General features: G+C 35.1%; 15 protein-coding genes. 11 read left to right on the plus strand and 4 right to left on the minus strand.

Features of this window, described 5'->3' with window-relative positions:
- The first annotated feature begins 13 nt into the window (after window positions 1-13).
- The 7 genes from TAGGR_RS08250 (at window position 14) to TAGGR_RS08280 (ending at window position 5,686) form a co-directional block, all read left to right on the plus strand.
- Complete coding sequence (locus TAGGR_RS08250) at window positions 14-1,246, plus strand: aromatic amino acid transport family protein (protein WP_059176887.1); 1,233 nt, start codon at window positions 14-16, stop codon at window positions 1,244-1,246.
- 129 nt (window positions 1,247-1,375) lie between these two features.
- Window positions 1,376-1,666, plus strand: coding sequence for an AAA family ATPase (locus TAGGR_RS08255; protein ID WP_269083331.1), 291 nt, complete (start codon window positions 1,376-1,378; stop codon window positions 1,664-1,666).
- A 121-nt stretch (window positions 1,667-1,787) separates the two neighbouring features.
- Window positions 1,788-2,312: a hypoxanthine phosphoribosyltransferase gene (gene hpt, locus TAGGR_RS08260; RefSeq protein ID WP_059176889.1), complete on the plus strand. Its 525-nt coding sequence runs from the start codon at window positions 1,788-1,790 to the stop codon at window positions 2,310-2,312.
- Window positions 2,312-2,680, plus strand: coding sequence for a 6-carboxytetrahydropterin synthase QueD (gene queD / locus TAGGR_RS08265; protein ID WP_059176890.1), 369 nt, complete (start codon window positions 2,312-2,314; stop codon window positions 2,678-2,680). Before hpt ends, queD begins: the two co-directional genes overlap by 1 nt.
- Entirely contained in the window at window positions 2,655-3,962 is a 1,308-nt protein-coding gene (locus tag TAGGR_RS08270; RefSeq protein ID WP_059176891.1) for a TldD/PmbA family protein, read from the plus strand. Before queD ends, TAGGR_RS08270 begins: the two co-directional genes overlap by 26 nt.
- A gap of 12 nt (window positions 3,963-3,974) precedes the next feature.
- Window positions 3,975-5,135 carry an acyl-CoA dehydrogenase family protein gene (locus TAGGR_RS08275; protein WP_059176892.1) on the plus strand — a complete coding sequence of 387 codons (1,161 nt, stop codon included), beginning with the start codon at window positions 3,975-3,977 and terminating at the stop codon, window positions 5,133-5,135.
- A gap of 20 nt (window positions 5,136-5,155) precedes the next feature.
- Window positions 5,156-5,686: a CAP domain-containing protein gene (locus TAGGR_RS08280; RefSeq protein ID WP_059176893.1), complete on the plus strand. Its 531-nt coding sequence runs from the start codon at window positions 5,156-5,158 to the stop codon at window positions 5,684-5,686.
- A gap of 1 nt (window position 5,687) precedes the next feature.
- Here TAGGR_RS08280 and TAGGR_RS08285 read toward each other — a convergent pair whose 3' ends face one another.
- Genes TAGGR_RS08285 through TAGGR_RS08300 form a run of 4 tightly spaced genes read right to left on the minus strand, consistent with a single transcriptional unit; the run spans window position 5,688 to window position 10,016 of the window.
- Window positions 5,688-6,725 (minus strand): class I SAM-dependent methyltransferase, encoded by a 1,038-nt coding sequence (locus TAGGR_RS08285; protein ID WP_059176894.1) that lies wholly within the window; start codon window positions 6,723-6,725, stop codon window positions 5,688-5,690.
- Entirely contained in the window at window positions 6,725-7,636 is a 912-nt protein-coding gene (gene nadA / locus TAGGR_RS08290) for a quinolinate synthase NadA (protein WP_059176895.1), read from the minus strand. Before nadA ends, TAGGR_RS08285 begins: the two co-directional genes overlap by 1 nt.
- Window positions 7,621-8,283 (minus strand): lytic transglycosylase domain-containing protein, encoded by a 663-nt coding sequence (locus tag TAGGR_RS08295; RefSeq protein WP_059176896.1) that lies wholly within the window; start codon window positions 8,281-8,283, stop codon window positions 7,621-7,623. The genes nadA and TAGGR_RS08295 overlap by 16 nt, the downstream gene beginning before the upstream one ends.
- Window positions 8,284-8,321: 38 nt before the next feature.
- A complete protein-coding gene (locus tag TAGGR_RS08300) occupies window positions 8,322-10,016 on the minus strand; it encodes an ABC1 kinase family protein (RefSeq protein ID WP_059176897.1) in 1,695 nt (564 codons plus the stop codon).
- Between the two features lie 257 nt (window positions 10,017-10,273).
- On the opposite strand from TAGGR_RS08300, the gene TAGGR_RS08305 reads away from it, so the two are divergent.
- The 4 genes from TAGGR_RS08305 (at window position 10,274) to TAGGR_RS08320 (ending at window position 13,753) form a co-directional block, all read left to right on the plus strand.
- On the plus strand, window positions 10,274-10,540 hold the full coding sequence (locus TAGGR_RS08305; protein ID WP_059176898.1) for a co-chaperone GroES: 267 nt from the start codon (window positions 10,274-10,276) through the stop codon (window positions 10,538-10,540).
- Window positions 10,541-10,558: 18 nt separating this feature from the next.
- Window positions 10,559-12,181 carry a chaperonin GroEL gene (groL, locus tag TAGGR_RS08310; RefSeq protein ID WP_059176899.1) on the plus strand — a complete coding sequence of 541 codons (1,623 nt, stop codon included), beginning with the start codon at window positions 10,559-10,561 and terminating at the stop codon, window positions 12,179-12,181.
- Between the two features lie 88 nt (window positions 12,182-12,269).
- A complete protein-coding gene (locus tag TAGGR_RS08315) occupies window positions 12,270-12,929 on the plus strand; it encodes a response regulator transcription factor (RefSeq protein ID WP_059176971.1) in 660 nt (219 codons plus the stop codon).
- Window positions 12,926-13,753: a histidine kinase gene (locus tag TAGGR_RS08320; RefSeq protein WP_059176900.1), complete on the plus strand. Its 828-nt coding sequence runs from the start codon at window positions 12,926-12,928 to the stop codon at window positions 13,751-13,753. The genes TAGGR_RS08315 and TAGGR_RS08320 overlap by 4 nt, the downstream gene beginning before the upstream one ends.
- The last annotated feature ends 1 nt before the right edge of the window (window position 13,754 follow it).

Genomic DNA, 13,754 nt, shown 5'->3' on the forward strand with positions numbered 1-13,754 from the left:
GAGGATACCAACTATGCAAACTCCTACGCATTCTTTACTTCGCATAATAAGCATTGAGTTTCTGATTGTAGGCAATATAATCGGCATTGGTATACTTGCCTTGCCAATCAACACAGGGCTTGCTGGTTTCATACCATCAGTGATTGGGCTCTTTGTCACAAGTGCTGCAATGTATTATTCTGCAGTTATACTTGGGGGTGAAGCGTCCAAGCGTCGGGAAGACACCTTTAACTATCCAAGTCTTTATAGAACCTACTTAGGGGCAACGGGCAAATGGTTAGCAGTGGCTGCAAACTTAGTAATCCTTTACGGTTATTTGACTGCCTACATGACTGGTATCGCCACTATCATTTGCAGTCTGTTCAATTTTAAGTTATCACCCGCCTGGCTGATGTTGGGGTTCTTTGCCATAACCTCAATTATATCGCTGGCTTCAGTTTACACAATTATGAAGTATGTCTCAATGCTGGTAGTGGTTAAGTGCGTAGCCTTTGCCGTGATTTCTGGCATAGCTGGTACCCATGTCAGAGCAGAAAACCTTGCACATGCCAATTGGTCACTATTTTTTTGTGTAATCCCCGTTATGTTGACTGCCTTTCATTTTCACAACATTATTCCAGCAATCTGCAAGAGTCTGCAGTGGGATCGTCGGGTAATCAATCTTACCATGCTGGTTGGTATGGCGTTTTGTTTTCTGATATACTTCATTTGGCTGCTGGTGGGGATTGGCGTGCTACCGCTTGATAATAGCCCAATCGGATTGATAAATGCTTTTCATAAAAATTTGCCAGCTACCATCCCCATGGCAGAGGTCATTCAGTCATCAACATTTTTACTGATTGCAAGCTTTTTTGGTGTGGTTTCTATCACTACTGGTTATTTGGCAAATGGTATGGGACTAATAGGATTCATGGACGACCTTACCAACCAGCACTTCAGAATTGTCAATCCCCTTTTAAGCCGTGCTCTCTCATTTATCCCACCACTTTTGATCGCATTAATCTATCCAGATATATTTCTCAAGGCAATCGACATCGCAGGTGGTTTTGGCGTTGTAACTCTTTTTGGGATTCTGCCTAGTATCATCGCCTTGCGTAATTCTCGGACGAAAGGGCAAAAATTTTTAGGTATTGCCATGCTACTGTTGTTTTGCACCTTTTTTCTGTTAGAGGCAATGCAGGAGTTAGGATTGCTGGATATAGATGCAAGTATTGAGTACTGGAAAGTAGGCAATGTCAAGGAATAACACGGTTTATTACATAATCTTTTAAATTATGGTATCATAGTCCTAAAATATTTTGGAGTATATATGCTTTAGCCACGAATTATTCTATCTCAAATTCAAGATTCATCGAGACATTTTTTTGTTGTACTTATAACCGGTGCGAGGCAAGTTGGCAAATCAACTCTTGCCCTATTATTAATGGATAATTATATAACCATTGACGATATTACTGTTTATTCAAGTGCAAAGGCAGATCCTCAACTATTTATTGAGAGTATTAAAAAACCAGTTGTTATAGATGAGATACAAAAAATTCCTGAACTGTTAAGGGCAATCAAGATTGATGTGGACAGAAACAGGATTAATGGGAACTATCTTTTAACAGGCTCATCAAATATCCTGGCATATAAAGCTCTCTCGCTTCTATTAGCAATTAAATGATAATTAATAAAATTGATGAAAATCTTTTTGCTTTGCCTGTTAGCATAATATTTTGAATATAAAGTTTTTAGAAGTCATTTAAGGTTTCAAAAGTTTTTATTTTTTGGTATAATAATTAACTATGTTTATAGGAACACCGCTTATTTCAGAAGAGCAGATTCAGAAAAAAGTTAAAGAGCTTGCTCATAAAATTTCCCTTGATTATGCCGACAAGGATCTTCTTGCAATAGGTATTTTAAAGGGTTCTTTCATGTTTTTTTCAGATCTTATAAGATGGATTAAATCACCATTAAGGGTGGATTTCATTGTTGCGTCGAGTTATATAAAAGATAAATCTTCAGGTGAAGTAAAGATTCATTACTTTCCAAGAGAAGAAATTCAAGGGAAGGATATACTTCTTGTTGATGATATTATTGATACGGGAATTTCTTTAAAAATCATTAGAGAAAAAATTCTGTCTTTAAATCCCTCTTCATTGAAAATATGTGTTTTTCTTGATAAAGCTGAAAGAAGAGTTGTTGATGTTCCTGTTGATTATATTGGTTTTAAAATCCCTAACAAATTCGTGGTAGGGTATGGACTTGACTATCAAGAAATGTTCAGAAATCTTCCTTATATAACGATATTCAAGAAAGAAGTTAAATAATGTACAAATTAAAAATAATCACAGGTTTTGATGCTGCTCATCAGTTAAGGGGTTACAAGGGCAAATGTGAGAACATTCATGGGCATAACTGGAAAGTTGAAGTAGAGGTATTTGCTGAAAATCTTAATGAAATAGGCATTGCAATTGATTTTAAAGAATTAAGGAAAATTACAGAAGATGTTATTTCTGAGCTTGATCATTCCTTTATAAATCAAGTCCACCCATTTAACGAAATAAATCCTTCAAGTGAAAATATAGCAAGGTGGATATATATGTCTTTGAAAGATAGATTAAGCACAACTCCAGTAAGACTTCATAGTGTGACTGTGTGGGAGTCAGATTATGCTTCAGCCACTTATTTTGAATGAAATTTTAAGCAAAATCCCTAAAGTTCAATTTGAGTGGGAGATTTATTTTTTTAAGAGAAAAGTTTATTCAGTAGAAGGCAAGGATTTAGATATTGATAAAAAAAAGGAAGCAATAAGGGATTTTTTTTCAATAAGAGTAATAAAGGATAAAAAAGCAGGATTTACAAGTTGTTCTGAAATAGAGAAAGTTCCTGAAGCTTTTCAACGGGCAATTGAAATTGCCAATATATCTGAACCAGACGAGTTTTTGGACCTTCCTATCCCTGAACAGATAAAACAGGTAGAGGTCTTTGATGAACAATTAATAAGGTTGAAAGAAAGTTTGCCTCGTATATTGATTAATATGCAAAAATCGGCTTTTTTTGACCGAAAAATAAAAAAACTCAGAAATGCAGAGATAAATATAACAGTTGATGAAAAAGGTATAGTAAATTCAAAAGGACTTTCTGTTTATCAGCCATTTACCTCAATTACAGCACACATAATCGCAATTGCTGAGGATTCAGAATCCCAGATGGGATGGGCTTTTAGGGCAGAAAGATTTTTAAAAAATCTTAATTTTGAAGAAGTTGCAAGAGAAGCAGCGCAAAAAGCTTTAATGCTTCTTAATCCCCAGAAAATTAAACCTTTTAAAGGATTTGCAGTGTTAGACCCATCTGTTTCTTCTGAGTTTCTTGAACTTATAAGTCAATCCCTTTCAGCAGAAAACTATTTAATGGGTAAATCTTTATTTGCAGAAAAACTTGGCAAGACTGTTATAAATGAAAAACTGAATATTATTGATAATGGATTAATTCCTGAGAGATTTGGTTCGACTCCCTTTGATGCTGAAGGAGTTCCTTCACAGGAAAAGTTTTTGATAAAAAATGGGGTTTTAATTTCACTTTTACACAATACATATACAGCAAAGCGCTCAGGAACTTTGTCTACTGGAAATGCTGTAAGGACAGAAAGAGGATTATCAGTAGGTCCTACAAATTTATATCTTCAGTCAGTAGAAACTACTATAGAAGATATTATAAAAGAGGTTGACAGAGGAATTTATATTTTAGAAGTTATGGGTATGCATACAGCTAATCCTGTTAGTGGAGAATTTTCAGTAGGAATTTCAGGTATCTATATAGAAAATGGAGAGTTAAAACATCCTGTAAAGGAGGCAGTATATTCTGGAAATGTTCTGGAACTTTTTAAAAACATTAAAGCAGTAGGTAATGATTTAAAATTCTTTGGAAATATAGGCTCACCAACCCTCCTTGTTGAGGGTGCAGATATATCTGGTTAAAGGAGGTTATAGGTGGATTACTTTTTAACTGAAGAACAGAGGATGATAAAAGACCTTGCAAGACAAATCGCTGAGGAGCATGTTAAACCAGTTAGAGCAGAACTTGATGAGACAGGTGAGTTTCCCTGGGAGATTATGAAAATTTTGGCTCAGGCAGACATGTTCAGAGTATTCATTCCAGAGGAATATGGAGGGCTGGGCACAGGAGCTCTTGAACTCTGTCTCGTGGTAGAGGAACTATCCCGTGTCTGCCTCGGTGTTTCTACAACCTATGCTGCAAATGCTTTGGGAACATATCCTATTCTTCTTTTTGGAACTGAAGAACAGAAGAAAAAATATTTGCCCGATATAGCTGATGGAAAAAGACTGGTTGCTTTTGCCCTTACAGAGCCAAATGCTGGAAGCGATGCAGGAGGAATTCAAACAACTGCTACAAAGGATGGAGATTACTATATTCTTAATGGAAGAAAACAGTGGATAACAAATGGTGGTGAAGCAGAGATTTATACAGTTATTGCACTGACAGATAAAACTAAGGGTCCAAGAGGTGCGTCAGCATTCATTGTTGAAAAAGGGACTCCTGGTTTCAGTTTTGGAAAAAAAGAAAACAAAATGGGAATAAGAGCATCTGCTACAAGGGAATTGATATTTGAAGACTGTAGAGTTCCGAAAGAAAACATGCTTGGCAGAGAAGGTATGGGATTTATTGTTGCAATGAAAACACTTGACCAGAGTAGGGTTGGTGTGGGAGCTCAGGGAGTTGGAGTTGCTCAGGGTGCTTTTGAGGAAGCTGCAAAGTTTGCCAAACAGAGAATACAATTTGGTCAGCCAGTAATAAGCTTTCAGGCAGTTCAGCACATGCTTGCTGATATGGCAATTCAGATCGAAGCTGCAAGAGCACTTGTTTACTCTGTTGCAAGATACATTGATTCTGGAGCAAAAGATATTACAAAAGCTTCTGCAATGGCAAAGACATTTGCAACAGATGTAGCAATGAAAGTAACAGTTGATGCAGTTCAGATTATGGGTGGTTCAGGATACATGAAGGATTATCCTGTTGAAAAGATGATGAGAGACGCAAAAATTCTTCAGATTTATGAAGGAACCAATCAGATTCAGAGAAATGTAATAGGGCAGGCAATTATAAAAGAACTTACAAAAGCAGGGATTTAGACAAAAAGGAGAATATAAAATTGCGAATATATGTTATAGGTTTTACCCTGTTACTTTCTCTATTAATTCTGATTAACTGTACAGGTATTAGGCAATACCCTGCCTATTACAGACATTCAGCAGAGCTTACTCTGGAAGAAAAGAGAGAGTTACTCGCAGAGCATAATAAATGGAGAAATCAAGTTGGAGTGCCTGATTTAATCTGGTCAACAGAACTTGAAGAAATTGCTAAGGACTGGGCATATAAGCTCGCTAAAAACTACGGATGTAGAATGATTCATAGCAGTAACAAACTGGGAGAAAATATTTTCTGGGCAAACTATGCTGTCAGTGCAAAATACGTTGTTGATTACTGGGCAGATGAAAGATTTTATTATGACTATGCATCTAATACATGTAAACAAGGCAGACAATGTGGTCACTATACACAACTGGTGTGGAGTGAAACCAGACAGTTAGGATGTGGAAGAGCGCTTTGTAGTAGCGGAGAAGAAATCTGGGTTTGTAACTATAATCCAGCAGGTAATGTTAAAGGTAAGAGACCCTATTGATTTAAGTTTTGGATAAAATCATAACTCTATGGGACTCCCCCATTCCCTGGGGGAGTACAAGTCTTTTAAAATGCTGTATTAGATTTTTTTGATAGATTTCACCTAAAACTTTTTCATCACAAAGTGAGATCAGATAGTTGCTCTGAGAAAAATATCCAACACATTCAAATCCTGAGTCCTCTGCCCATTTTTTTAGGGCTGTAAAATTAACATGGGCTGTAATATCCTGGCTACCTATGTTAGTGTATGGATTTTCATTAATTGTGTGCTTATAATAGCAAAGAAGCGTTCCTCTTTTTCTTTCAGAACAGTAGTATTCTTCCGCTAAGTATCCATAATCAAAAATTAAAACATAACCTTTTTCAAATTTTTCACTCAGAGTTTCAATTAAAGATTTCATTTTTAAGTTTACTTCTGAACGATAACCCTTTATTTTTAAAATCCATGGTGCAAACTCTTCAATATACTCACGAGTTTCATCTCTACATGGCAGAAGAGTTTCAGTTAATTCATCATTTTTAAAATCTACATAGACTTCCATCATCTCTGTTGAGGTATTGATCTCAAAAACTCTTACAGGTAAAGCATCAAAAACTTCATTACATATAAACACCCCGACAAAGGGAGATAGTTTATCAATTGATTTGTACCAATTGGTTTTATCAAGATAGTGATTTAAATTTTGTTTTTGAATCTCTATCAATGAAGGATTTATCTCTACGAGATTATATTTTACTGAAATAGAGAGAGTTTCAAGAATATCCTTTGCAAGATATCCCATGCCAGGACCTATTTCAGTAATCGTAAAATCTTCAAAACATTTAAGTTTGTGATAAAAATTTTCTATCTGTTTGCTTAAAAGAAAACCAAATGTTGAACATAAATGGGATGCTGTAAAAAAATCTCCCTGTCTGCCAATTTTCGTATCAGGCTTTGTATAATAGCCAAGGTCAGGATAATAAAGAGCAATTTCCATGAATTCATCAAAGGGGATTGGTCCATGGTTTTTTATTTTCTCAATAATTATCTCTTTAAGCATCAAGACATAAGATTGAACATTCTTTGAACTGCTTCGTAAGCCTTTAATCTTATATCCTCAGGAACTTGAATAATGTACTTATTTTCTTTTAATGCTCTAAGAACACTTTCAAGGGTAGTTATTTTCATATTTGGACATATCATGTTAGTTTTGAGAGGATAAAACTTTTTATCTGGGTTTTCTTTTCTCAATCTGTAAAGAAGTCCAATTTCTGTGCCAATTATAAATTCTTTAGCTTGAGATGATTTTGCAAACCTTACCATTCCACTTGTAGAGGCAACATGATCTGCAAGCTCAATAACTTCAGGACGACACTCAGGATGAACCACAACTAAAGCATCTGGGTAAATATTTTTTGCACGAATAACATCATCCTTTTTTATCATGTGATGAGTTGGACAAAAGCCATTCCATGGGATAATCTCTTTTTCAGGAACCTGCTTTTTTGCCCAGTCAGCAAGATTTTTATCAGGAACAAAAATGATTGAATCGAAAGGAACTGCCTTTACAATCTGGGGAGCATTGGCAGATGTACAGCAGGCATAGCTTAATGATTTTACTTCGGCAGTGGTATTAACATAGGAAATAACAGGTGAGTTAGGATATTTCTTTATCCATTCTTTAAGTTCTCTAATATTTACCGTATCTGCCATGGGGCATCCAGCTTCAATTTCGGGAAGAAGTACTGTTTTATCAGGATTAAGAATTGCAGCAGTTTCAGCCATAAAGTGAACTCCACAGAACACAATAACATCACATTGAACTTGAGTTGCCTTTTTACTTAATTCAAGAGAGTCTCCAACAAAATCGGCAATATCCTGTATTTCCTCACGCTGATAGTTGTGAGCAAGAATTATGGCATTCCTTTGTTTTTTAAGTTTTTTTATTTCTTCTACTATTGTTTTATCCATATATAAAGATCCTCCCTGTTAGTGTATACTACTGTTCCATCAGAGAGCACTACAGCTTTAATTGGTTTTCCAATTTTATAATGGGGTGAACTTCCTGAGTATCTTAAAGATATTTTTCTTACATAGTTTTGTGTTTCTGCAATGTTAGGGATTCTTCCAAGACTTTCCACAAGACTTGGTCCAGCATTATAGGCAGCAAGAGCAAGTTGAAAGTTACCATTAAATTTTTCAAGAAGATACTTCATATATCTTATTCCACCATCTATGTTTTGAACAGGATCAAAGGGATCTTTAACACCCATCAGAATTGCTGTGCCTGGCATAAGTTGCATAATTCCTATGGCACCTTTTGGAGATACTGCATTAGGATTCCATCCACTTTCTTCCCTTATCATCTCTTTTATTAACTTAGGATCTACTCCATAAAACCTTGATTTTTCCTCAACGATTTTTTCAAGTTCCTGTCTTGATATCCCTGAAACTGTCTTATACTGATGAATCTTTTGAGGTTTGTATGACTTTTTTAAGTTTTCACAGAGATTTGTATAAACTCTTTGACCATCAATGATCTGAACACAAATTCTATCAGCAAAAGCAGAGCCGATGAAAAAAAAGAAAAATAATAGAATTGATAAGAAATTAAACATGTTAAATTATATCAAAAAATCTCCTTAATAGCAAACAACTACAGTTTTCCAGATCTGATTATTGATATGATAAGCCATAATCCAAGAAAGAAAGCAAAAATTCCTGTAATTAAACCAAAAACTGAAATTCCATGTACAAGTGGTTTAACCTCTGCTGCATGCATAATTGCAGAACTAAGAATCATAGCACTTACAATAAGAGCAAAGGAGATTTTATTGCTTGCTTTATCAATATCCTTTATAAATTCGGGAAGATTCACATGATACATGCGGATTGTTATCTCATCCTTTACAGCTTTCCTTAGAAGAGTTTTAAGCTGAAAAGGGATATTTACAGCAGCTTCCTTAAATTCATTCAGTGCTTTAAGAGTTTTTTTGAGATAGAAATCAGGTTGTAGTCTCTTTGATATAATTTTTTTTGCATAAGGCTTTAGCAATTCAATAATTGATATTTTGGGACAGAGTTCCCTTGTTAATCCTTCAAGCATAATTAAAACTTTATCAATTAATAAAAGTTCAGGAAGAAATCTCAATCTATGCTTTAGAGCTACTTTCATGATTGATTCAATTAGTTCTGATATCCTGATTTCTTCGATTTTGTACGTGTAGAGTGGGAAAAGAAGATCTTCCAGGTCTTCTTTTAGTTCTCTTTTGAGTTTTTCCTTGTCAATTTCTTCTGGAATAATGCCAAGCTTAAGATACTCGTTGATTAATTTATCAGTGTTCTGATTTATTATTGCCAGAGCGATATTTGCATAAATTTCCTTAAATTCCTCATCAATCCTTTGAACTATACCAAAATCAATTAAAGCTATAGATGAGTTGTCCATCACAAGAATATTACCAGGATGAGGATCAGCATGGAAAAAGCCGTGATCAAAAATTTGTTTGAAATACATCTCTATCAAATTATTTAAGAGTCTTTCAATGTTAAATCCCTTTTTATTAAGTGATTCTACATCGTCTATTCTGACTCCTTTCACTTTTTCCATAACAAGAATTTTTTCAGTAGTAAACTCTTTAAACACATAGGGAATATAAACATTCGGGCTGTCTTTGAAATTCTCTCTGAAAACTATTGCATTGGATGCTTCTCTTCTAAAGTCTATCTCTTTTGTAATAGCCCGCGAAAATTCTTCAACAATACCGATAGGATCAAAAATTTTACTTTCAGGAATGTATTTTTCAATGAGTTTTGCAAGATTATGAAGTATTGTAAGATCAAGCATAATCTGTTGCTTTATTCCAGGACGTCTTACCTTTACAATAACTTCTTTCCCATCTTTCAAAACAGCTTCATGAACCTGGGCAATAGATGCAGAGCCAATTGGTTCAGGATTAATACTGTGAAAGACTTTTTCAATACTTACTCCAAGCTCTTTTTCAATTACTTCATAGATTTTTTCTGACTCAAATGGAGCGACTCTATCCTGAAGTTTTTTAAATTCCTGTGCATAGGCAATGGTCACAAGGTCTGGACGAGATGAAAGAAGTTGTCCAAGTTTTATAAAAGTTGGGCCTAACTCTTCAAAAGCTATTCTTAATCTCTCCGGAGCAGTGATTTTGTAATAGGGCCATCTTCCAAAGGTTTTTATTCTTTTCTTTAGAGCTATGAATCTACCAAGATGAATCTGGTCAATTATCTGACCGAATCCATGTTTTATAAAGACATTGACTATCTCTTGAAACCTTTTTGCAGAGTAGTATGTTTTTTTAATTTTGAAAAAGTCCATCCGATTAAAACTATTATAACATGGATAAATGCTAAAACTTTCTGATAGGGGAATTTTATGTTGTTTAAAATTCATTAATATTTCAAAGAAATATAACGAAAATTGATAAAAAATAGCGATATTACGAAAAATTAATCAAAAATTGCTTATAAATTGTCTTATTTAGCCTTGATTGGAGATTCAATTTCAGGTTATATTAGCACTCGGTAAGGTTAGTTGCTAATAACTCACTAAAATAATAATAAAGGAGGGAGGATATGAAGATTAAGCCACTAAAAGACAGAGTAGTTGTAAAATTCGCATCAGAAGAACTTGAAAAGACACCTGGAGGAATTTATGTACCTGATGTGGCGAAAGAAAAGCCCCAGAAGGGTACAGTTCTTGAGGTTGGCTCTGAGGTAAAAGAAGTAAAAGTTGGTGATACTGTTCTTTTTGACAAATATGCAGGCACAAAAATCAAGATTGACGATGTTGAGTACTTAATTATCAAAGAAGAAGAAATACTTGGAATAGTAGAAAAATAAAAAAAAGGAGGGGATGATATGGCAGCAAAGCAGTTAATATTTGGTGATGCAGCAAGACAGGCTATTCTTAAAGGTGTTACAATTCTTACTGATGCTGTAAAAGCAACATTGGGACCAAGAGGAAGAAATGTAGTAATTGAGAGGAAGTTTGGTTCTCCCAATGTAACAAAAGATGGAGTTACAGTTGCTAAAGAGATAGACCTCAAAGATCCTTTTGAGAACATGGGTGCACAGCTTGTCAGAGAAGTTGCCTCCAAGACCTCTGATGTGGCAGGTGATGGAACGACAACTGCAACTGTATTAGCCTATGCGATTTACAAAGAAGGTCTCAAGTATGTTTCAGCCGGTGCCAATTCAATGGATCTCAAAAGAGGAATTGACAAAGCTGTTGAGGCAGTAGTTGAAGAACTCAAAAAGATTTCTAAACCTGTTGCAGATAAAAAAGAGATTGCACAGGTAGGAACTATTTCAGCAAACAATGATGCTTCAATTGGTGAACTTATTGCTGAGGCAATGGACAAGGTTGGAAAAGACGGTGTTATCACTGTTGAAGAAGCAAAGGGAATGGCTACAACCCTTGATATAGTTGAAGGAATGCAGTTTGACCGTGGATATATTTCCCCATACTTTATAACTGATCCTGAGCGCCTTGAGTGTGTTCTTGAGGATGCCTTCATTTTAATTCACGACAAAAAGATTTCCAGCATGAAAGATTTGCTCCCAATTCTTGAGCAGATCGCAAGAATGGGCAAACCTCTTTTAATTATTGCTGAAGATGTAGAGGGCGAAGCTCTTGCAACATTGGTTGTAAACAAACTCAGAGGAGTGCTTCAGGTTTGTGCAGTCAAAGCACCTGGATTTGGAGAGAGAAGAAAGGCAATGCTTGAGGATATTGCTATCCTCACAGGTGGAACAGTAATTTCAGAGGACCTTGGAATAAAGCTTGAAAACGTAAAGATTGATGATCTCGGAAGAGCAAAGAAAATCATTGTTGATAAAGACAATACCACAATCGTAGAGGGAGCAGGAGATCCTCAGAAGATTCAGGGAAGAATTAAACAGATAAAGGTTCAGATTGAAGAGACAACTTCTGACTATGATCGTGAAAAACTTCAGGAGAGACTTGCAAAACTCGCAGGTGGAGTTGCAAGAATCAATGTAGGTGCTGCAACTGAAGCAGAAATGAAAGAAAAGAAAGCAAGAGTAGAGGATGCACTGAATGCAACCAGAGCTGCAGTTGAAGAGGGAATTGTACCCGGTGGTGGAGTAGCATTGCTGAGATGCCAGAAAGCTCTTGAGAATTTAAAAGCTGAAAATCACGATCAGCAGCTTGGTATTGAGATTGTCAAGAAAGCTCTTGAAGAGCCAATAAAGCAGATTATATCAAATGCTGGTGTAGAGGCAACACTCATTGTTGAAAAAGTAAAGGAAAACACCAACATTAACTTTGGATACGATGCATATCAGGAAAAATTTGTTGATATGATGGAAGCAGGTATTATTGATCCAACAAAAGTTACAAGAACAGCTCTTCAGAATGCTGCATCTGTTGCAGGATTAATGCTTACAACAGAAGTGCTTGTAGCTGAAATTCCAGAGGAAGAAAAGAAACCTCCAATGCCATCACCTGATATGTACTAATATTTACGGATTCTCCAGAGGGGCAGGCATGAGAATGTCTGCCCCTTTTTTATTGAAAAAGCTTTTGATTTGTTGTAATATTCATTTGATGAAAGTTCTTCTGATTGAAGATGATAAAGTCCTCGGTGAAAGCATAGAGGATTATTTCAGACTTAATGGTATTGATACATTATGGATTTATGATGAAAGAAAACTTCCCAATATAATTAAGGTTTATGAATTTGATGTAATTATTCTTGACCTTATGTTAAATTTCACTCGTGGAGAGGATTTAATTACATTTCTTAGAGACAACAGAGTAAACACGCCAATTTTAATTCTTACAGCTAAAACCGAGTTTACCAGCAAAGAGGAGTGTTTCCTTCGGGGAGCCGATGACTATCTTACAAAACCTTTTGAACCAAAGGAGTTGCTGCTCAGAGTCAGGGCATTAAGTAAAAGAGTTCAAAGAGAGACTGTATTTACCATTGGAGATATTACTATCAATATTGATGCAAAAATAATACTTAAAAATAACAGGGAAATAAAGATTTCGAAGACAGCCTGGGATTTATTAACTTTGTTGATAAAAAGAAAAGGCGAGATTGTTAGCTGTGATACAATTTTGAACTATGTCTGGGGTGGAAAGGCAGTTGGTGATGAAGTGGTAAGAACTTATATAAAAGAGCTGAGAAAAATTCTGCCCTATAACTGTATTAAAACCTATAAAGGAAGAGGATATAAGCTGGAAGGAGAATTAAGGGATTGAGTTTTCAATTAAAAATATTCATCATATTCGCAACTTCTGTGGTACTCATTTTCTCTGTTATTAACTTTATAACGATAAACTTTTTTAAAGAACAGCAACAGGAAGAAGAAATTCTCTCCAAAATCCCCTATCCAGAACAATTAAAAGAAAGTTATGCTAAAGAGAGATTTAATAAGTATTCTAAGACGATACTTATATGGGAAGTTTTACTAATCCTTGTTTTAAGCTATCTTTTCTACAGGATTCTCAATGTAATAAGCAGAAAAGAGAAGGAACATGAGGAGTTTTTGAGATTTCTCTTTTTTGTTTTATCCCATAAAATTGGTAATTTTCTCTCAACGATGAATACAAACATAGAAATACTAAAAATAAAGCCAGAAAGCAGAGTTCTTGAAAGAATGGAAAAAAGTTGTAATGCCATTGGTGCGGAGATACAAAAAACTATTGAAGCAGTAAAAAAATTACCTAAAATCTCTAAATCGAAACAACAAATTAACTTAGAGGAATTGATAAAAACAGTAATTTCAAAATTTGAAACTGATAAAAAACTCCTTTTCAGTAAAAGAGAAGTCTATCTCAATAATAATCCAGAAGTGGTTGAGACAATAATTTTTTTGCTGATTGATAATGCATTTAGATATTCAGAAAAAATGATTCACATAAAAATTTTCAGAAATGCAGTTGCGATTAGAAATGACTTCACAGAAATTGTTAAGGGCTCTGGATTGGGTTTACAGATCGCTGAGTATCTCTGTAGAACCAGTAAACTACAGCTAAAATACAGAGCAAAGGGTGAGCATTTTATAGTTCTTTTGATTTTTTAGG

The organism is Thermodesulfovibrio aggregans (assembly GCF_001514535.1).
Lineage (GTDB): Bacteria > Nitrospirota > Thermodesulfovibrionia > Thermodesulfovibrionales > Thermodesulfovibrionaceae > Thermodesulfovibrio > Thermodesulfovibrio aggregans.